Annotated in this window: 12 protein-coding genes; 2 read left to right on the forward strand and 10 right to left on the reverse strand. The window is 68.3% G+C overall.

Annotation, left to right across the window (positions count from 1 at the left end; translation table 11 throughout):
* Positions 1 to 197 precede the first annotated feature (197 nt).
* The 6 genes from OG900_04905 to araB all read right to left on the reverse strand — a co-directional run bounded on the left by OG900_04905 (position 198) and on the right by araB (position 9,231).
* Positions 198 to 1,634 (reverse strand): ricin-type beta-trefoil lectin domain protein, encoded by a 1,437-nt coding sequence (locus OG900_04905; GenBank protein ID WUH89552.1) that lies wholly within the window; start codon positions 1,632 to 1,634, stop codon positions 198 to 200.
* Positions 1,635 to 1,962: 328 nt separating this feature from the next.
* Positions 1,963 to 3,339, reverse strand: a complete 1,377-nt coding sequence (locus OG900_04910; GenBank protein WUH95617.1) for an endo-1,4-beta-xylanase — start codon at positions 3,337 to 3,339, stop codon at positions 1,963 to 1,965.
* A 609-nt stretch (positions 3,340 to 3,948) separates the two neighbouring features.
* Positions 3,949 to 5,040, reverse strand: coding sequence for a galactose mutarotase (locus OG900_04915; protein WUH89553.1), 1,092 nt, complete (start codon positions 5,038 to 5,040; stop codon positions 3,949 to 3,951).
* Positions 5,041 to 5,136: 96 nt separating this feature from the next.
* The gene (gene araA, locus OG900_04920) at positions 5,137 to 6,642 is read right to left on the reverse strand and encodes an L-arabinose isomerase (GenBank protein ID WUH89554.1); all 1,506 of its coding nucleotides are present in this window, start codon (positions 6,640 to 6,642) and stop codon (positions 5,137 to 5,139) included.
* Positions 6,639 to 7,469, reverse strand: coding sequence for an L-ribulose-5-phosphate 4-epimerase (locus tag OG900_04925; protein ID WUH89555.1), 831 nt, complete (start codon positions 7,467 to 7,469; stop codon positions 6,639 to 6,641). The genes araA and OG900_04925 overlap by 4 nt, the downstream gene beginning before the upstream one ends.
* 100 nt (positions 7,470 to 7,569) lie before the next feature.
* Positions 7,570 to 9,231, reverse strand: coding sequence for a ribulokinase (gene araB, locus OG900_04930; GenBank protein ID WUH89556.1), 1,662 nt, complete (start codon positions 9,229 to 9,231; stop codon positions 7,570 to 7,572).
* An 890-nt stretch (positions 9,232 to 10,121) separates the two neighbouring features.
* Between araB and OG900_04935 the strand changes: the two genes are divergently transcribed.
* Both OG900_04935 and OG900_04940 read left to right on the forward strand, forming a co-directional pair.
* Positions 10,122 to 11,657, forward strand: a complete 1,536-nt coding sequence (locus OG900_04935) for an RICIN domain-containing protein (protein ID WUH89557.1) — start codon at positions 10,122 to 10,124, stop codon at positions 11,655 to 11,657.
* A 264-nt stretch (positions 11,658 to 11,921) separates the two neighbouring features.
* Complete coding sequence (locus OG900_04940; protein ID WUH89558.1) at positions 11,922 to 14,210, forward strand: ricin-type beta-trefoil lectin domain protein; 2,289 nt, start codon at positions 11,922 to 11,924, stop codon at positions 14,208 to 14,210.
* Between the two features lie 155 nt (positions 14,211 to 14,365).
* On the opposite strand, the gene OG900_04945 is transcribed toward OG900_04940, so the two are convergent.
* From OG900_04945 to OG900_04960, 4 genes are all read right to left on the reverse strand, one after another.
* Complete coding sequence (locus OG900_04945) at positions 14,366 to 15,049, reverse strand: FCD domain-containing protein (GenBank protein ID WUH89559.1); 684 nt, start codon at positions 15,047 to 15,049, stop codon at positions 14,366 to 14,368.
* A 345-nt stretch (positions 15,050 to 15,394) separates the two neighbouring features.
* Positions 15,395 to 16,489, reverse strand: coding sequence for an arabinogalactan endo-1,4-beta-galactosidase (locus tag OG900_04950; protein ID WUH89560.1), 1,095 nt, complete (start codon positions 16,487 to 16,489; stop codon positions 15,395 to 15,397).
* A gap of 61 nt (positions 16,490 to 16,550) precedes the next feature.
* Positions 16,551 to 19,127: a glycoside hydrolase family 9 protein gene (locus OG900_04955; protein WUH89561.1), complete on the reverse strand. Its 2,577-nt coding sequence runs from the start codon at positions 19,125 to 19,127 to the stop codon at positions 16,551 to 16,553.
* A 199-nt stretch (positions 19,128 to 19,326) separates the two neighbouring features.
* Entirely contained in the window at positions 19,327 to 20,691 is a 1,365-nt protein-coding gene (locus OG900_04960; GenBank protein WUH89562.1) for an RICIN domain-containing protein, read from the reverse strand.
* Positions 20,692 to 21,192 lie beyond the last annotated feature (501 nt).

Raw genomic sequence — 21,192 nt, forward strand, 5'->3', positions numbered from 1 at the left:
CTCAATTCACGCGGAGCCACCAGGGCTCTTCATCTTTTGGGCAGCAGACGACGTGCCGACTGTCGCCGCCGAAAGAGAGAGGAGATGGGATTGATCGCCCCGAATATCTCGTCTCATCGTCAGGGCGCCCGCCGGCGCGGGCAACTCGGTCGCACCCGTGGCCGGCTGTGGCCGGCCACGGGTGTCAGCCGATCGAGTCAGCTGAGGTTCCACTGCTGGTTGCTGCCGCCGTTGCAGGTCCACAGTTCGGCGAGTGCGCCGTTGGCGGTGGAGGCTCCTGTGACGTCGAGGCACAGGCCGGACTGGGTGCTGGTGACGGTCCCGTTGGAGTTGACGCTCCACTGCTGGTTGGCGCCGCCGTTGCAGGACCAGGTCACGACCTTGGTACCGGCGGTGGTCTGGTTGTTGTAGGCGTCCAGGCACAGCTGCGAGCCGCCGGAGAAGACCGTCAGCTGGCCCGAGGAGGTACGCGTCCAGCTCTGGTTGGCCTGGCCGTTGCAGTCCCAGATCTGCAGCTGCGTGCCGGCCGTGGTCGAGGAGTTCGGCACGTCCAGGCACTTGCCCGCGCCCACCGCGTGCAGCGCGCCCGTCGTACCCGTACCACCGCCACCGCCGGAACCGTAGGCGACGGAGTTGATGTTGGTCTGGACGGCGTTCTCGGTGGCGTCGGAGGGGTAGCCGGAGGTCATGACGCCTTCGTAGAAGGTGCCTTGGGCGCCCTTGCTGTTGTCGCCGCCGGTGCCGAGGATGATGGCGCCCTGCTTCTTCATCGGGTTGTAGCCCGAGACGTTGGGCCGGACCCCGTCGTAGAAGGTGGACAGGCCGCCGGACTGGGCGTTGCCGCCGCGGATGGCCCAGTGGTTCGGGGCGCCCTTGATGATGGCGGTGGTGTAGCGGTAGTTGATGGTCGGGTCGTTGGAGTTGAGGTGCTGGTTGACGCCGGAGAACAGGCCGTTCTCCAGGTCGGCCATGATCCACGGGCCGTTCCCGGAACCGTAGCCCCAGACCTTGATGTTGCCGAAGTAGATGGCTTCCATCGTGCCGTTGCCGTCGTCGCGGCTGTCGGTCTCGGCGTTGCCGTAGTCGAAGCAGCAGCCGCCGTTGTAGTGGGTGCCGTCGAAGATCGCGTACATGCCCTCGGGGTTGTCACCCGTGGCGATGCCGTTGGTGTGGTTGTTGCGGTAGCCGGTGCCGGGGGCGACGAAGACGCCGTAGGCCTTGTGGCCGCCGACCATGGTGGGGGCCGCGGTGGCGTTCGCGAGGTTGTCCGGGCCGCCGGCCGCACTGCCGGCGGGCGCCTGGGTCAGGTTGTTGCTCCGCCCGGACTGGTCGTAGATCACGGTGATCACGCACGAGGTCCCGGAGCAGAAGGAGTCCTGCGAGGCCGCGTCGGCGTAACCACCGGCACTCAGCAGCCCGATGTCCTTCGTCGCGTTGTCCGAGGCACGCCTGACCTGGTACAGAGGCCCGCTGTACGACGAGTACAGCGCCCGCGTCGTACTGTGCGCCGCCACACACGGCGTCCCACCGGACTGGTAGAGGTCACACGGCAGCGAGCCGGCCGCCTGCGAGGTATGTGTGCCGCCGACCAGGACGCCGGCTGCGAGCGCGACGGACGCACCCGCCGTCAGCATCCATCGCCTTATCCGGCGAAACCGTTGAGCAACTGCTGATGACGACATCAGCATCCTCCTTGTGTAGTGGGAGAACGCCGTCGGGAGCGGCGATACGAGCCTTCGAACGGCAGGACCGCAGAGCGCGAGACCCGACAGCAAGGGAAAAGGGCACGCGGAAGCCAGGAACTCAAGCCGGTGGTACGTGGTGTGTTCGGACCGGTCGCAGGTGGTGCCTTCCGCGCGCGGCGGTACGTGGCGTGCGGCGCCGCCCGTCGTACATGCTGGGGAGAGCAGGAACGGGCGGCACCGCTGTGAGCGTTACCCCATGCCAACGCTCACGTCTGCGTCAGGAGCAGGTGAGCGACGGTGTCGACGGCGTGCCGTTGGCGAGGAAGCCGAAGGTGGTGGACGCCGAGGGCTGGAGCGAGCCGTTGTACGACGCGTTGGTCACCGTCGCCGCCGAACCGCTGGTGGACAACGTTCCGTTCCAGACCTGGGTGATGCTCTGTCCGCTGGACAGGGTCCAGCGGACCGTCCAGCCGCTGATCGCCGCGCTGCTGGCGGTGACCTTGACCTCCCCTTGGTAGCCGCCCGACCAGGAGTTCGTGGTCGAGTACGTCGCCGTGCACGCGGCCCCGCCGGTGCCGCCGGTGGTGGTTCCGCCGTTCGTGGTTCCGGTGGTCGTCCCGCCGTTGGTCGTCCCCGAGGACGTCCCGCCGTTCGTCGTTCCGCTGGTCGTGCCGCCGTTGGTGGTGCCGGAGGACGTCCCGCCTGTCGCGGTGCCAGTGGCGGCGTTGAGTGCGTTCAGGACGGAGGTGTAGGCGGATTTGGGATTGCCGTTGCTGTCGAAGAGCAGCGGGTTGTCGCCGCTGCGCCAGGAGTCGCTGTCACGGATGCCCCACACGGTGATGCCCGCGCACCGGGACACGTGCAGGCACGCGTTCACGGTGTTGGTGTACTGGGTGGTGCCGGCTTGGGCGATGTCGAGTTCGGTGAGCTGGACGTCGACGCCGAGGGCGGCGAAGTTCGTCAGCGTCGTCTGGAAGCTGGAGGGCGGTCCGCTGGATCCGAAGTGGCTCTGGAAGCCGACGCAGTCGATCGGGACGCCGCGGGACTTGAAGTCCTTGACCATGTTGTAGACGCCCTGGGTCTTGGCGTCCGACCAGTTCTCGATGTTGTAGTCGTTGTAGCAGAGCTTCGCGCTCGAGTCGGCGGACCTGGCGGTGCGGAAGGCGTGCTCGATGAAGCCGTTGCCGAGCTTGTCCTGGAAGGGCGAGCTGCGGTGCTGGCCGCTGCCGCCGTCGGCGAAGGCCTCGTTGACCACGTCCCAGGCGTAGATCTTGCCCTTGTAGTGGTTCATCTCGGTGGTGATGTGGTTGTCCATGGCGGACTGCAGGTCCGACGCGGACAGGTTCGAGACCCAGGAGGGCAGCTGGTTGTGCCAGACCAGGGTGTGGCCGCGCATCCGCTGGCCGTGGGCCTGGGCGTGGCTGACGATCTGGTCCGCGGGACCGAAGTTGAAGTTCCCGCGGGACGGCTCGATGGTGTCCCACTTCATCTCGTTCTCCGGGGTGATCATGTTGAATTCCCGGTCGAGAATGGTGGAGTACGCCGAGTTGCCGAGCTTGCTCGCCGGCACCGCCGTACCGAAATACCGGCCCGACTGCGCAGCAGCCGAACCCAGCGAACCCGCCGCCGCGGCATGGGTGGCGAACGTGCCCATACCGACGACGGCCAGTGCCGCACTGGCTGCTAATCCGGTGATCGCGGCCACAGCACTTCTGCTGCCGCGCTCTCTCTTGAACCAAGACATTGCAGGATTTCTCCTTTGTGTGGGGGGAGGCATCCGCCGACAACCGATGCCCGTACGGCGGCCGGCACGCCAGGTCTCCTGGATGCGGGCCGCTCCCTGTCACCAGGGAAGACTGTGAGTTAGCGCTAACATGCCAGGGGGCGGACGGGCTGTCAGCGTACTGAACGGCACGCACAGGTGCCGACGCACACCCTTCCGCGCGGAGAAGCGGCTCACGAGCCTCGACGGGCCGGCTGAGGCAACGTCACACCGATGACTGCGGGCAACCTGAGGGCGACTGGCCTGCGGTTCAGTGAGCGTTAACATTCATCTCGCCCCATCCGCTTGTGCGATGCGACTCTGGGAGACACATGAGCGTGCCAAAACTTCCGAATGTTTCCCAAACGTTTCGGGCACTCTAGGTCGCCGAGCGAGTCGCGTCAATGCATCGCGCGGATTCCCTCCCCTCCGGTGGCCGGGCGGTTTCCGGCGCATACCTGGCGTGCCGCCCGACGACGGTCCCCGAAGGGACACATCCCGTCATCCCACGGCGCCCGTCCGGTAGATCGTCGTCGAACGGTAAGGATGTCCCGGGTGCAGCCATGTGGGCGGATAGTCCGGCCGCCGGGGCGAGTCGGGGAAGTGCTGGGTCTCCAGCGCGACGCCGGTGTGCCGGGGCAGCGGATGGGATCCCGCGGCTTCGCCGAAGCCCTGCCCCGCCTCGACGGGGGCGGCAGGCGTGTTGGCCGTGTACACCTGCAGTCCCGGCTCGGTGGTGAGGCACTCGAGCACCCGGCCTGTCGCAGGATGGCTGAGCACCGCGGCCAGGCGCAGCTCACCGCACTCGCCTCGCAGGACCCAGTTGTGGTCGTAGCCGCCCCCGGCGAGGGCGAGTTGCTCGTCATCGTAACGATCGAGCACCTGGCCCAGCCGGCACGGGGCGGTGAGATCGAAGGAAGTGCCCGCGACCGCCTGCGGCGGACCGGGCAGCGGGATGAGCGTGGGGTCCACCGGGGTGTAGGAGTCGGCCGCGACGTACAGCTCGTGGTCATGCACCGTACTCCGCCTGCTGCCGGAAAGGTTCCAGTACGCGTGGTTGGTGAGGCCGAACGGTGTCGCCGCGTCCGTCGAGGCCGAGTAGTCGAGCCGCAGTTCCCCGGCGTCGCTGAGGCTGTAGCGCACCGTCACTTCGACATTGCCGGGGAAGCCCTGATCGCCCGCCGGGCTGGCGAGGGTCAGCGCGACGCCCACGCCCTCCGCGGTCCGGAAGGGGCTGGCGTCCCATATGCGCAGGTCAAAGCCTTCCGGACCGCCGTGGAGTGTATGGCCGTTCTCGTTGACGCTCAGCTGGACGGGGCCGTCGGGACCCGGCACCGAACCATGCGCGATGCGGTTGGCATAGCGGCCCACCGTGGCCCCGAGGTAGCGCGCCACAGTGAGCTTGTCCTGAACGCCGTCCGGAGTCAGCACCACGTCAGCCGACCGTCCCTCGCGGTCAGGAAAGCTCAGCGCGTGAAGGCTTGCTCCGAGGGTGAGGACGTCGGCACGGACCGCACCGGCGGCGAGCCGCCAGCGGTGGACGGTGCGGCCGTCGGCGAGAGTCCCCGCAGGTGAGCAGAATACGTCGGACATCGGTCTCCGAAAGGTCGAGGTGTCGCGTGGGCATACCGCTGCACCGGACGGGCGCCGAGACCTCGGCCGTCCGGTGCAGCGGGTCCGGCAGGGGCGTCACAGCCCCCTGGCGAGGTGGTAGTAGGCCTGGTTCCAGCGGATTTCCTTGGTGAATTGGCGGAGGTCGGTGTCGGCGTCGATCATGAGGAGTTCGGTGCCGAGGAGGTCGGCGAGGTCGGTGAGTTCTTCGGTGCCGATCGCGGTGGACAGCACGGTGTGGTGGGGGCCGCCGGCGGTCAGCCATGCCTCGGTGGAGGTGCGCAGGTCGGGTTCGGGGCGCCAGACCGCGCGGGCGACCGGGAGTGCGGGCAGGGGTTCGAGGGGGGCGACGATCTCGATGCGGTTGGCGACCAGGCGGAAGCGGTCGCCCATGTCGGCCAGCCCGACCACGACCGCCGGGCCGGGGGCTGCGTCGAAGACCAGCCGGACGGGGTCCTCGCGTCCGCCGATGCCCAGCGGGTGGATCTCGCAACTGGGCCGCCCGCCCGCGATGGTGGGGCAGACCTCCAGCATGTGGGCGCCCAGGATCAACTCGTTCCCCGGCGCGAGGTGGTAGGTGTAGTCCTCCATGAACGACGTGCCGCCCGGCAGCCCCGCGCCCATCGCCTTGACCGTGTGGACCAGGGTCGCGGTCTTCCAGTCGCCCTCGCCGCCGAAGCCGTAGCCGTCGGCCATCAGCCGCTGCACCGCCAGGCCCGGCAGCTGCCGCAGCCCGCCGAGGTCCTCGAAGTTGGTGGTGAACGCCCCGAAGCCGCCGCCGCCGAGGAACGCCCGAAGGCCCAGCTCGATCCGGGCGGCATAGCGCAGCGAGCCGTGCCGGTCCCCGCCCGATGCCAGCTCCGGTGCCAGGCGGTAGGTGCCCGCGTACTCCTCGACCAGGGCGCCCACCTCCGCCTCGGAGGCCGCGTCGACCGCCTCGACGAGGTCGTTGACGCCGTAGGTGTTGACCGACACCCCGAAGCGGAGCTGCGCCTCGACCTTGTCGCCCTCGGTGACCGCGACATCGCGCATGTTGTCCCCGAAACGCGCCAGCCGCAGCCCGCGCAACGCCGCCCGCCCCAGCGCCGCCCGCATCCACGCATGGATCCGCGCCCCGACCTGCGGATCCGAGACATGCCCCGCAACGGTCTTGCGGACCACCCCGACCCGGGACTGGACATACCCGAACTCCCGGTCGCCGTGCGCGGCCTGGTTGAGGTTCATGAAGTCCATGTCGATCGTCGACCACGGCAACTCGACATTGGCCTGCGTATGCAGGTGCAGCAGCGGCTTGCGCAGCAGATCCAGCCCACCGATCCACATCTTCGCCGGCGAGAAGGTGTGCATCCACGCGATCAGCCCCACACACCCCTCATCGGCATTCGCCGCCAGCACCGTACCGGTGATCGCCGAGGCATCGGTCAGCACCGGCTTCCACACCACCCGCACCGGACCACCCGCCAACCCCGCAAGCCGCCCCGCTATCTCCCGCGACTGCTCAGCCACCTGCGCCAACGTCTCCGGCCCGTACAAACCCTGACTACCCGTCAGGAACCACACCTCGGCAGTGGGAACGGCATTCATGCACTGGCTCCTCGATCGATACCGGAAGACACATCAGAAGCAGGGACAGGCTCGCCGGCGATGGGCGCGGGCGCCGCCTCGGAAACAGGCACGGGCACGGGTGCGGGGGCGGCCTCGGAAACGGATACAGGTGCGGGTGCGGGTGCGGGCTGGCCGTAGACGTTCTGGTAGCGGTCGTAGAGCCGGTCGATATCGGCCCCCGCGATCGGCACCGGCTCACCCAACTGCCGGGAGATGTGCACCGTCCGCGCCACGTCCTCGCACATCACCGCCGCCTTCACCGCCGCCCGCGCGTCCCCGCCCACGGTGAAGACCCCGTGGTTGCGCATCAGCACCGCCGGCGAGCGATGCCCCCGCAGCGTCTCCACGATGCCCCGCCCGATCGAGTCGTCCCCGATCAACGCGAACGGCCCCACCGGGATCTCCGCCCCGAACTCGTCCGCCATCGCCGTCAGAACACACGGCACCGCCTCACCACGCGCCGCCCACGCACACGCATACGTCGAATGGGTGTGCACCACACCCCCCACCTCCGGCATATGCCGATACACATACGCATGCGCCGCCGTGTCCGACGACGGCGCCAACCCACCACCCTCCACCACCCCACCGTCCAGATCACACACGATCATGTTCGACGGCGACAACCGCTCATAATCCACACCACTCGGCTTGATCACGAACAGATCCGCACCCGGCACCCGAGCCGACACATTCCCAGCCGTCCACACCACCAACTGATACCGAACCAACTCCTGATGCAAATCACTGACCTGCGCCCGCAGACGCGCGACAGCGCCCGGCGACGCGGGAGAACTGCTGCTCATGGCGAAGAACCTCGGTCTCGTCTCTCATAGTGAGCGCTAACAACAAGAGCGGCCGCCCGGAAGGAGCGATCACCGGCAACCACCCCCCGACGACCCCGCCTCACGCCGCCCGCGCAGTACGCAAGGCGCGGAGCCGGTGCATGACGTCATTGCCGCCACGGCCGAAATAGTCGTGCAGAGTCCGGTACTCGGCATAGAGCCCGTCGTAGGCGGCCGCCCGCTCCGGATCCGGGACATAAACGGCCCGCTCGATCCGCCCCATCGCCGCCGAAGCCGTACGAATGTCCGGATACACCCCCGCCGCGACCGCCGCATGGATCGCAGCCCCCAACGCCGGCCCCTGCTCCGAGGCCAGCACATTCACCGGGCGGTTCAGCACATCACTGTAGGTCTGCATCAAAAAGGTGTTCTTCAGCAGCCCCCCGGCCGCGGTGAACTCCCCCACCGCCACCCCCGACCCCTCGAACGCCTCGATGATCGTACGCGTCCCGAACGCCGTCGCCTCGACCAGCGCCCGATAGATGTCCTCCGGCCGGGTGTCCAACGTCAACCCCACGATCAAACCCGACAGATGGTGGTCGACCAGCACCGAACGATTCCCGCTGTGCCAGTCCAACGCCACCAGCCCATGCCCCCCCACCGGCTGCGACGCCGCCCTGCGCGTCAACAGCTCATGCACCGACACACCCTCACGCCGCGCCTCGGCCACATACCCGTGCGGCGCCGCCGTACGCACCGCCCACGCCAGGATGTCCCCCACCCCGCTCTGCCCCGCCTCATAACCCCACAACCCCGGCACCACACCGTCCCGCACCACCCCGCACATACCCGGCACCTCGGCCAGCACATCGGAATTCATGATGTGACACGTCGACGTCCCCATGATCGCCAACATGTGACCCGGCTCCAACGCCCGCGCCGCCGCACTCGTGACATGAGCATCCACATTGCCCACCGCCACGACCGTCCCCTCACGCAACCCCGTCAACGCCGCCGCCCGCGCACTCAACACCCCCGCGGGCGAACCCAACTGCGACAACGGAAAATCCAGCTTCTTCGTGAAATCCGCGAAATCCGGATGCAACGACGCAAGGAACTCCGCATCCGGATAAACACCGTCCTGATGAATCCCCTTGTAACCCGCCGTACACAGATTACGATTCTCCGCGCCCGTCAACTCCCACACGATCCAGTCGGCCGCCTCGATCCACCGCTCAGCCGCCGCATAAACCCCCGGATCCTCCCGCAGCACCTGCAACGCCTTCGCGAACTGCCACTCACTGGAAATCTTCCCCCCATAACGAGCCAGCCACCCCTGCCCCGACCCCACAGCCGCCGCCACGATATCGTCCGCCTCCGGCTGCGCCGCATGATGCCGCCACAACTTCGCAAACGCATGCGCACGCCCCGCGAACTCCGCCACCTCACTCAACGGCGTACCATCCGCCAACACCGGCAACACCGTACAAGCAGTGAAATCCGTCGCGATCCCCACCACCTGCTCCGCCCGCACCCCCGCCGCCGCCAACGCCCGCGGCACCGCGAAACGCAACACATCACGCCAGTCCTGCGGCACCTGCAAAGCCCAATCCGGCGGCAACACCCCCCCACCACCAGGCAGCACACCCTCCACCACACCATGGGTGTACTCATGCACCGCACTACCCAACTCAGCCCCGTCCTCGACCGCGACAACCAACGCACGCCCGGACAAGGTCCCAAAATCCACACCCACGGTCACCGCGGGCGAATGGGTGGTCATATGTGATCTCCAGAAGAAATGGAATCGATAAGAGGCCCGACGGGTCGCCGGCGGGCAGGCGACCGGTCAGGACGCCGTGCCGCAGCGCCGGACGGTCTGCCGGGGTTCGGTCACCACGCGCTCACCGTCACGGCTGGTCGAACCGGACCCCAACCGGGACACCAGCAGGACGACACGTCTGCCACCTGCGCGACGTCCGCCATCGTGGGGACCCAGCGGCGAGGCTCCCGATGAGGGGTCTCCGCGGTATGCGACATGGCTCTCCGATCCGTGATGGCGTAAGTGTTAGCGCTCACAGGTGCACCAGTCAAGACGTCGCCCGGCCTGACCAGAGGATTGCTTTGCCAAGGGATTGCTTTTGCTCCCGCCTGTGACCGCGCCACAGCTCTGTGCGTCTTCCGCGGCGACGGACGGCCCGCGGTGGCCCGCGGGGAGCGACCAGGGACTCCCGTCCAGGTGCCGCCGAACGGGAAGAGGGGAAGCCCCGCGTGCACGCCTCTTGAGGTTCGGACCGAGAATGTGTCAGTCTCATTTCGGCACTCGTCAGCCTGGTTCTCTTGAATCCGATCGCCTGTACCTACCCCAATGTGAGCGCTCACATCCCCCCAGGAGTTGTTCCGTGGTCAGAGGAACAGGATTGACCTGGTCAAACCCCCGGGCCGCCCCGTCTGCGGGCTTTCCCGTGTACGGCAGCGCAGCTGGAATGCCCTCGGAGACGCCGCCGCGAGCACTCCGACTGCGGGCGTCACCTCTCAGAAGAGACTGATGCATCACCACCGTCGCCGCGCAGCATAGGTGCTATTGCGGCACTCGTGGTCGGCGTCACCGAGTGCTCCGCCACGTTCGGCGGCAGCCGCTCTCAGCAGCCCGTTCTCCCGAAAGGAAGATTCATGTCCGTCACGTTCCCCCCACCCACCGGGCTACGCCGCGGCAGACCGCTCGCGGTGCTCCTGCTGGTCATAGCCCTGGCCGTGGCAGCAGCCGTCTTCGGAGGGCGGGCCGACGCCAGCGGGCCCGCCGCGGGCACGACCGCCTCCCGTCAGGCCGCTCCGGCGGCCGCGGCGGCCTCGTCGCTTCCCTGTGACCTCTATGCCACCGGCGGGACGCCGTGCATCGCGGCGCACTCCACGACCCGTGCCCTGTTCGCGGCCTACAACGGCCCGCTGTACCAGATCCAGCGCGCGTCGGATCACAGCTACCGCGACATCGGGCTGCTGGCCGCGGGCGGTTACGCCGACGGGGCGTCCCAGGTCTCGTTCTGCTCCGGCACGTCGTGCACGATCACCAAGATCTACGACCAGAGCAGCAAGCACAACGACATGCCCATCTCCTGGGGCGGCTACTGGAAGGGACCCGGCGCCAACGGCGCCGACATCGGTGCCGACGCCATGGCCCTGCCCGTGACGGCCGGGGGCCACCAGGTCTTCGGCGTCAAGGTCACACCCGGCACCGGCTACCGGATCGACCACGCCAACGGCGCCCCCACCGGCGCCCAGCCCGAGGGCATCTACATGGTGACCTCGTCGAACTACACCAACCAGTGGTGCTGCTTCGACTACGGCAGCGGTGAGAACACCCACACCGACACCGGCAACGCCACCATGAACTCCATCTACTGGGGCAACGCCTGCTGGTTCGGCGGCTGCACCGGCACCGGCCCCTGGGTCGAGGCCGACCTGGAGAACGGCATGTTCCACACCGGGACCGGATCCAACCACGACGCGAACAACCAGGGCGTCCACTACCCGTTCGTCAGCGCCTGGGAGAAGAACAACGGCACCAGCAACTTCACCCTCAAATACGGCAACGCCGCCTCAGGGGGACTGACCACCACCTATTCCGGCGGGCTGCCCAAGGGCTACTCCCCCATGAAGACCGACAGCTCGATCCTCCTGGGCACCGGCGGCGACAACAGCCCGACCGGACAGGGCGAGTTCTTCGAGGGCGCCATCACCGCCGGCTTCCCCACCGACGCCACCGAGAACGCCGTGCAGGCCGCCATCGCCTCCGCCGGCTACGGCGGCGGCTCCACCGGAGGCACCGGCGGTGCGCTGCACGCCGTGGCGGCCGGCAGGTGCCTGGACGTCCCCAACAACAGCCAGACCAACGGCACCCAGACCGCGCTGTGGGACTGCAACAGCGGCGCGAACCAGCAGTGGACGGCCACGAGCGCCAAGGAGCTGCGGGTCTACAGCGGCAAGTGCCTGGACGCGGAGGGAAGCGGTACGGCCAACGGCACCCGCGCGATCATCTGGGACTGCAACGGCCAGAACAACCAGAAGTGGAACGTCAACTCCGACGGCACCATCACCAACGCCCAGTCCGGACTGTGCCTCGACGTCAGTGCCTACGGCACCGCCAACGGCACCCTCGTCCAGCTGTGGGCCTGCACCGGCGCCACCAACCAGAAGTGGAGCCGGAGCTGACACCGCCGTCTGCGGCTCGCCTGCCGTCGAGCCGCAAGGCGAGGCACAGCCGCAGCAGTACGTCCTGACCCGAGGGCGGCGCCCGGACCGCCGCGGCGCCGCCCTCTCGCACCGTCCCTCCACGACGCAGAAAGCGAGCAGTCCATGAATTTCCTCCGTCGCAGCCGCCCCGGCCGCAGCCGGCCACCGAGAGCGGCTCTTGTCGCGACCCTCGCCATCGGTGCGGTCGTCGCCGCTCCGGCCGTGACATCGCACGCGGCCACGATGACGACCCTGTACGTCTCACCCACCGGCAGCGGCACCGCGTGTTCCGCCTCGGCCCCCTGCTCGGTGACCCAGGCGAAGTCCTCGGTCCAGGCCATCGACGGGAACATGAGCGGCGATATCGTCGTGCAACTGGCCGGCGGAACGTACCGCTTGTCCTCCCCGCTCGTGCTGGGCAGCGCGGATTCGGGCAGCAACGGCCACCAAGTGATCTGGCAGGCAGCGTCCGGGCAGAGTCCGGTGCTGTCCGGCGGGCAGCAGGTGACGGGCTGGACGGTCAAGGACGCGTCGAACAACATCTACGCGGCGTCCGTACCCAGCGGGGCCGACTCCCGGCAGCTGTACGTGGACGGCGCTCTGGCACCGCGGGCGGCGATCTCCATCTCCCGCAGCGACGTGAACATCACCGCCAGCGGGATGACGATCGTCAACTCGGCGCTGAACTACCTCGCCTCGCTGCCGCAGCAGAACCGGATCGAGCTGGAGAGCCAGAACTCCTTCACCGACCGCTATGCCCCCGTGCAGTCCATCAGCGGCAGCACGATCACGATGCAGCAGCCGGCCTGGAACAACAACAACTGGGGCTACGACACGCTGGCCAAGCCCTTCGCCGGCGGCAGCCTCCAGCTGGAGAACTCCTACTCCTTCCTGAAGACCGCCGGCCAGTGGTTCCTCGACCCGCAGGCCGGACAGCTCTACTACAAGGCGCCGTCGGGGTGGTCGCCCACAGCCCACGACATTGAGCTGCCGCGCCTGACCTCCCTGCTGCAGATCGGCGGCAGCTACTCCAGCCCCGCCCACGACATCACCGTCCAGGGGATCGCCTTCGAGCACACGACCTGGCTCCAGCCCAGCAGCTCCGTCGGCTACGCCGACCAGCAGAGCGGTGCCTTCCTGGGGCGTAGCTTCACCCAGCCCTCGGACTTCATGACGTCCTGCCAGTCGGGCTGCTCCCTCTTCGAAGCCGCCCGCAACAGCTGGAGCCAGGTGCCCGCGGCCGTGCAGGTCTCCGCGGCCCGCGGCATCACCTTCACCGGCGACACCTTCGCGCACCTCGGCCAGGTGGGCCTCGGCATCGGCAACGACGCGAACGCGCACGCCTCCGGGGTGGGCCTCGGCGCGTCGTCGGTCACCGTCAGCGGCAGCACCTTCTCCGACGACTCCGGCTCGGGCATCGTGGTCGGCGGCGTCCAGCCCGACGCCCACCACCCCTCCAACACGGCGATGACCAACCAGGACATCACCATCCAGAATAACCGGATCAGCGGCGTGGCCAAGGACTACAAGGACATGGCCGGCATCCTGTCGACCTACGTCACCCACGCCGTCATCACCCACAACGAGGTCTCGAACCTCGCCTACGACGGCATCGACGTCGGCTGGGGCTGGGGCGCCAACGACCCCAACGGCAGCCAGGACTACCGCAACCGCGGCCTCTACAACTACCAGCCCGTCTACACCACACCCACGACCCTGAAGAACACCGTCGTCAGCTACAACCTCGTCCACGGCACGAAGAAGGTCTTCCACGACGGCGGGAGCATCTACAACCTGTCCGCCAACCCCGGCGCCAGCATCGACCACAACTACATCTACGACAACCAGCACACGGTGGGCCTCTACCTCGACGAGGGCTCCCGCTACGTCAGCCTCAAGAACAACGTCATCCAGGACTCCGGCGTGTGGGCCTTCACCAACGCCGGCGGCTCGAACAACACCAACGACAGCACCTTCGACACCAACTGGTACAACTCCGGTGCCACCCAGGTGGCCACCGGCTCACCCCACAACAACGTCCTGACCGGCAATGTCCAGGTCAGCGGCACCAACTGGCCGTCAGGAGCGCAACAGGTCATCGCCCAGGCCGGCGTGACCAGCGGCGGCGGCACGGGGAGCACCGGGGCGCTGCACGCGGTAGGCGCGGGCAAGTGCCTCGACGTGCCGAACTCCTCCACCACCCCGGGCACCCAGACGCAGATCCGGGACTGCAGCGGCCAGGCCAACCAGACCTTCACCCGCACGTCCTCCGGGCAGTTGACGGTCTACAGCGGCACCGGCCAGATGTGCCTGGACGCCAGCGGCCAGGGCACCACCCCGGGCACCAAGGTCGCCATCTGGACCTGCAACGGCCAGAGCAACCAGCAGTGGACCCTCAACGCCAACGGCACCGTCACCGGCGTCCAGTCCGGACTCTGCCTGGACGTCACCGCGGGCTCCACCGCCAACGGCGCCCTGGTCGAGCTGTGGACCTGCAACAGCCAGAGCAACCAGCAGTGGACGCTCGGGTGACTCGCGTCAGCGTGCTGTCCCTGCCCGTAGCCTGCCGCTGAACCGTGCGTCAGGACCGCCGCCTCACCCCGGGCACTTCCGGGGCGGGGCGGCGTGCGTCGGGCCTTCGTGGGTCGCGATCCGCGTGCACCCGCCGGAGCGGGCCGGCGGACGGCTCAGCCGAAAACGCGGCGCTGGATCTCGCGCCGGTAGTCCTCAAGGGTCTGGTCCAGGTGGAGCGCGGCCGCCAGCGCCGCCGCCTCCGCATCGCCGTCCTTGATCGCCTGGTGGATCGCCGCGTGCTCCGCCACGGCCTCCTCGGCATGCCCGCCGACCGTCCCGTGCAACCCGATGGTGCTGGACTGCCGCTGGAGACGCCGGGCCTCGCGGACCGCGTCCACCAGGAACGGATTCTGCGAAGCCTTGGCGACGCTGAGGTGGAAGTCGTCGTCACCCCGGTCGAACAGGTCACGCCGGCCCGTCAGATGGCCCTCCCGACACGTCTGAGCGGCCTGCTCGATCGCGCGCAGGTCCGCCGGCGTCGCACGCGTCGCCGCCAACCGGCTGGCCGCGGCCTCCTGCACCCGCCGGAACTCGAACAGCCGGTAGACGTGATCGAGGTCGGTCGGCAGGAAGAAACTCCCCCACAACGACGAACCCAGCATGCCCTCATCGTTCGCCACGAACAGACCGCGACCCTTCTGCGCGCGGATCCGCCCGATAGCAGACAGGATCTTGACAGCCTCACGCACCACCGTCCGACTGGTACCCAACCGCGACGCCAACTGGTTCTCCGTAGGCATCCGATCACCCGGCTGCAACTGCAACTCGGCAATCAGCCGCAGGATCTCCTCGGCCACACGCTCATAACCAGGTCGATAAGCCGTCGAGTCCGGCTCGTCCGACGGCGCTGGTGCGGAGTTGCCGGTCGCCGCGCCTACGGGGCTGCCGTCCAACGGCCCGCCTCCCTCATCTCCTGTGGCCGGCCGAGCGTCCGCACGGCCGGTCGGATGCCACGCCGAAGCTTACATCGGCCATCCCGAAGATGAATATGTGTACGACTTATCCTGTCCTCTCACCTCTCTCGTATCCGTTGATCCGGTTGATACCGCGCGCTATGTCCTCGTAGCGGGAAATCCTCGCGGAAATAAACATGCCCATTCTGTTGGCTGGAGCCTCACGCCGGCGGAACGAGCGTCGCGCGCCTATGGTCTCCATCTGACGTTGGGGTTGATGTGGCCTGTCCAGTCGAAGACGGCCATGTTGTCCCAGCCGTCACCGCTGTGGTTGATGTCCGCCGGGTCCCAGCCGTTGCCCGGGACCGCGTACCAGGTCGGCTCCCAGTAGAAGACGCCGATCGCACCGGCGCTGCGGGCCGTGCTCTGCACCGCGTCGAACTCGGCAGCCTGGCCCTGCCAGGTGAGCGGGTATCCCGCGCATCCGGAGGTGACCGAGTTGCCGGTTCCGTCGGCGTCCGCCGCGGTGAACGGGTACGCGGTCTCGGCGATGACGACGTCCTTGCCGTAGCGGGACCTCATGTCGGAGACGACGCCGCCCATGGTGGACAGCGAGCCGTGCCACATGCAGTAGTACGACAGACCGGTGATGTCCCAGTTGACGCCCTTCGCCTTGATCCCGTCGTAGAACCAGCGTGCGTGCGCGTCGCTGTCCGCGTCCGCGGTGTGGATGACGACCTGGGTGGTGCCGCTGCACGCCTTGGTCGCGTTGTAGCCGGACTTCAGCAGCAGGCTGAGGTTGGTGAAGTCGTTGTTCACCACCTTGCCGTCGTTCCACAGCATCCCCGTGTTGATCTCGTTGCCGATCTGCACGCTGTCCGGCGTGGTGCCCTGGGCCTTGAGGCTGTTGCAGACGTCGTAGGTGTAGTTGTAGACGTCCGTCTGCAGCTGGCCGATGCCGTGGCTCGCCCATGCCGCCGGCTTGTTCTGCTGCCCCGGGTCCGCCCAGCTGTCGGAGTAGTGGAAGTCGACCAGCAGTTTCAGCCCCTTGGCCTTGACCGTCTTCGCGTACTGCAGCACCTTCGCCTTGTTGTTGTAGCCGCCGGCCGGGTTGTTCCAGACGCGCAGCCGGACGTAGTTGACGCCGGCGTCCTTGAGGATGTCCAGCGGATCGCGGGCGTTGCCGCTCGCGTCGTAGTATTTCGCGCCGAGATCCAGTGCCCGCTGGGCGGTCGACACGTCCGCGCCGCGCATGCCGAGCGAGGTCGCCGCCGACGCGGACGACGAGGTGCCCGGTATGGCCACCGGCAGGACGAGGGCCGCCAGGAGCAGAGCAGACTTCACGCTCCTGCCCGGTTTGCCCGTCACCATTGTCGATCTCCTCTCCGTGACCCGCCGAGGGCTCTCACGTGACGGTGTCGCAGAGGCCGCCGTTCATGCTCAGCGCCACCGGATCGGCCACCTGGCCGCTCGAAGTGCCGTTGAAGCCGAAGTAGACGGAGGCGCCGGGTGCGAGGGAGCCGTTCCAGCTGACCGGCTTGGCGCTGACCTGGTGCCCGTTCTGGGTGATCTCGGCCTGCCAGCGGTCGGTGATCTGCTGGTTGTCGGCGAAGGACCACTTCAGTTCCCAGGGGGAGACGGCCGTCGTGCCGGTGTTCTTCAGGTACACCAGGGTGGTGAAGCCGGCGCTCCACCGGTAGGAGGTGTAGGTGACCTGGCAGGCCGCCTTGCCGCCTCCGTGGCCGCCGCTGCCGCCGAGGTCGTCCGCGTAGGAGGCGACCCAGGCCAGTGGCGCGTTCCAGTTGATGGCGCTCTCGTTGGTGGAGTAGGACTCGATGTCGTCGATGTAGCACATCGCCGGCGCGCAGCCGGTCAGCTTGCTCTGCGCGGTCGGGTCCTCCAACTGGCTGTCCGGGCCTCCGGCCAGGGTGCCCGCGGGCGGGTTGGGCAGGTCGGCGTCGAGCTGGTGCGCCCAGATGCGGCTGTGCTGGTTGTGGGAGTTCCGCTCGCCGAAGCCGGTGACGTAGGACTCGTTCAGCGGGTTGCGGCCCAGAATGTAGTCCAGGGCGTGCAGCACCGCGTCCTGGTACTTGGCGCTGCCGGTCAGGTCGCCCGCCACGCCCAGCACCACGGCGTTGTTGAGGACCTGGCTGTTGGACCCCCACACGTAGTGCTGGCCGGAGGGCGCGTAGGGCAGGCCGTAGAGCGCGGTCTGCGAGTCCTCGGCGTAGCCGTCGGCGGCGTCGGTCACCATGGAGCGCACGGTGGCGAGCTGGCTTGCGGTCAGCTTGTTGGGCACGGTCGCGAGGTCCAGGGCGCCGAGTGCGGCGGTGGAGCCCCAGGAGAACCCGTCGGGCGGGAAGACGGCGGCGGTGTCGCCGTGCAGCGGGGAGCTGAGCACCGCCTGGCGGTAGGAGTCGTCGCCGGTGGTGATGAAGAGCTCTGACGCAGCCCAGTAGAACTCGTCGGTGACGTCGCTGTCGCTGTAGGCCCCGCCGCCGGTGGCGTCGTTGGGGTCGGCGTAGACGGCCGGGTGGGCCTTGGCGGCGGTCCACGCCTTCTGCGAGGCGGCCAGGCACCGATCGGCGAACGCCGCGTCGTAGGGCCGGAACAGCCGGGCGCACTGGGCGCCCGCCGCGGCCAGGTTGAGCGTGGCGGCGGTTGACGGCGGGTGCAGCAGGCGCGGCTGGGAGTCCTTGTCCGGTGCCTGCGGGAGGCCGGTCCACGCCTGGTCGTGCAGCTTGTGGTGGGCCATGCCGGCCAGCGGCTGCCCGTCGGGGACCTGCATCTCCATCAGGAAGCCGAGTTCCCAGCGGGCCTCGTCGAGGATGTCCGGCACGCCGTTGCCCGTCTCGGGCACCTTCAGCCTGCCGTCGCCCAGCGCCGCGCCGTTCGCCCCCTCGGCGGTCAGCGTGCGCTCGTAGGAGTTCATCAGCTCGGAGACCGCGATGCCGCCGTTGACGACGTACTTGCCCTGGTCGCCCGCGTCGTACCAGCCGCCTGCCGCGTCCAGGGTGTAGTCGCACACGCCCGGCTGGCAGGGCACATCGTTGTCACCGGTGTTGGGGGCGACGTTGAGGTGCCCGGCGGGTCGGGCGTACGCGGCGCCGGCTATGGAGCCGTCGATGGCGATGCCGCTGCGCTGGTTGTAGTAGTAGGCGAGGGAGTCGGTCCGCAGCGCGGAGTAGACGTCGTCGGCGATGGAGAACGGCTCGCTGGTCTGGTCGCCGATGGTGACGGTGTAGCCGTCGCCGGGGGTGGTGTAGCTGCCGAAGTCGAACGTCTGGACGTTCTGGTCCGAGGTCGGGTCGGTGCCGCCGGGCTCGGTGGTGCCGGTCGCGACAGCGGTTCCCGCGGCATTCCTGAGCGTCCATGCCCGCGGCTCGGTGGCGTCGGTGACGAACGTGCCGTCCTTCGGACCGCTGGGCAGGTAGCCGACCTGGTCCACCCGGACCGGGGAACCGGTGTCAGGCGTGTAGACGGGCGGCTCGGCGCCGCCGCGCAGCGAGATGTCGTCGAGGCACAGCGTGAACGCATGGGAGCTGCCGCCGACCTGGAAGGCGAGTTGGGCGGCGTCGTTGTCCGCCCTGGCGGTGAAGGTGTGGGTGATCGGCGCCGCGGTGTCGTCGATCTGGTCGTGCTCGGACAGCTCGGTGGTGTAGGGGTCGACAGCCATCTGCACGTTGGTGGTGATGGTGACCGGCACCGAGGCGGTCGCGGTGTAGCTGAGGGTGTAGCTCTCGCCTGCGATGAGGGGAAGGTCGCTCTGCCCGATGATGGCGTCCCACGGATTGGCCGTGCCCCCCGGGATGTCCGCGCAGAGCCTGCCGTCCACCACGGAGGCCGGGTTGTTCGCCGTCCACCACCAGGGAGCCGTGCCTCCGCCTGAGAAGTCGCCGTTGACGATCTGCTCCGGCGGGTCGTCGGCGGCGCTGGCCGCTCCGACCGGGGCGACCAGCGCGGCGCCGAGCAGGCCGGCCACGGCGAGCGTGCCCAGTGCGCGGCTGCGGAGCCGCCGGACCTGTCGGGGACGTCTCGGAGGGTGGGAGCGTGGTGAGTGGGGGATCACGGTTCGTTCCTTCCGGCGGACACGAGAGAGTGGGAGCGCTCCCACGCATGGTGATGCGCGCCGGGGGCACCGTCAAGGTGCCGAACCGGCCGCGCTCGGGGTGCCGACTCGCCTACTGGCGGGTCCACTGCTGGTTGCTGCCGCCGTTGCAGGTCCACAGTTCGACCAGCGTGCCGTTGGCGGTGGCGGCCCCGGTGACGTCCAGGCACAGGTTGGAGCCGACGTTGGTGACCGTGCCGTTGCTGTTGAGGTTCCACTGCTGGTTCGCGCCGCCGTTGCAGTCGTAGATGGTGACGGCCGTGCCGGCGGTGGTCCCGTTGTTGTCGGCCTCCAGGCACTTGCCGCCGTTGGAGACCACCAGCTCCTTCGTGGAGTTCAGGGTCCAGGACTGGTTCGCGCCCCCGTTGCAGTCCCATATCTCGGTCCTGGTCGCGTTGGCGGTGCTGCTGTTCGGCACGTCCAGGCACCGGCCGGAGCCCGTCCCGCGCAGCGCGTTCGTACCACCGCCGGTGGCGCCGCCCACCACACCCGTCTCCGTGTCGACGGTCCACGAGCTGTTGCAGGCGATGGAGGCGTTGGTGCCGCTGATGTTCAGCGGCTCCCAGACGTAGCGGGAGTCGCTGAGATTGCCGGAATTCCAGCGGTCGCCGAGGAAGAGGTAGCTGGTCGTGGTGGAGCCGGCGATCGGGACGATCGCTGTGGTCTGGGAGTTGCAGGTGTTGGTTCCGGAGGGCGCGAAGCTCTTGAAGGACGACCAGGTGCCGCTGATCGAGCCGGCGGTGGCGTACTGGTTGTCGTTGGTCGACCAGCCGGTCAGGTGCGAGCCGAAGAGGTAGTAGGTGCCGCCGATCTTCGCCATGGCCGGTGCCTCGTACTGGTTCAGGGTCTTGACCAGGGAGGACACGCTGAGAAAGTCGGCCGAGAGCTTGTATATCTGCAGCTTGGCGCTGGTGCGGTCCTCGCTCATGAAGTAGCCGGTGCCGTCGTCGAGGAACAGGTTGTCGTCCAGGCTGTCGTGGCCCAGCGGCTTGGAGCTGCCGCGGTAGGTGTAGGCGCCGCAGACACTGCTGCTGGTGGCGACGCCGGCCTTCCGCTCGGAGTAGCTGCTGTTGTCGATGTGCATGTACATCACATAGGTCGACGTCGAGGCGTTGTAGATCACGTGCGGCCGCTCCACGACCCGGTTGGGCCCGAGGTCGCCGCTGGACTGCCGGGTCAGGACGTTGCGGACGAACGTCCAGGTCTTGAAGTCGGTCGAGGAGTAGCACGTGATGTTCTGGAAGGGCGACCCGTCGGTCTTGTCCTCGCCCAGCCAGTAGTAGGTGCTGCCCACCTTGACGATGCCCTCGCCGTGCGCCTGGATCACTTTCCCCGACGTGTCGTACGCCACCGTGCCCGGGTAGTTGGTCACGCTCGCGGCCGAGGCGGTCTGGGTCACCGCGACGAGGAGGCTGAGGGCGAACGCGAGAACGACCATGACCCCCCTCGCCCCGGCTCCCCCGCGGCTGCTGCCGACCCCGACTCCGGTGGTGCTCCTGCTCCAGGGCGATCGCGTTGTCATTGACGCGTTCCTTTCCGGTAGCTGTCAGCTGTCCGATCCGTCGCGCAGCATCCGCGCTTCACCTCGGGGGCCGCTGCGGTTCGAATTCACCGCGAAGCAGACATTCGGAATTGCTCACCACCGCACACCGTATGCATTTCCGCATTCCTCGGTTCGGCCTCCGTGGGGCGATGGTTACGATAGGGGCGCGTGGTGGGTGCACGTCAAGACTCGGGAGCGGGTGATGTTTGCGCAAACATCACCCGTCCGACCGGCCCTGGCGCGATGACCAGGGAGCGGGGGTCGCCGGCCCGTACGCAGGCCTGGCGCCGCGCTCGGGCGGCAGGACACACGACAGCATGAAATCTGATGCCGCGAGCACAGAAATACCGGTACGCCGCCCGAAGCCTTTTACGCTCTCGGCGGCACGGAAATCAA

The organism is Streptomyces sp. NBC_00433 (assembly GCA_036015235.1).
In the GTDB taxonomy this organism is placed as follows: Bacteria; Actinomycetota; Actinomycetes; order Streptomycetales; family Streptomycetaceae; genus Actinacidiphila.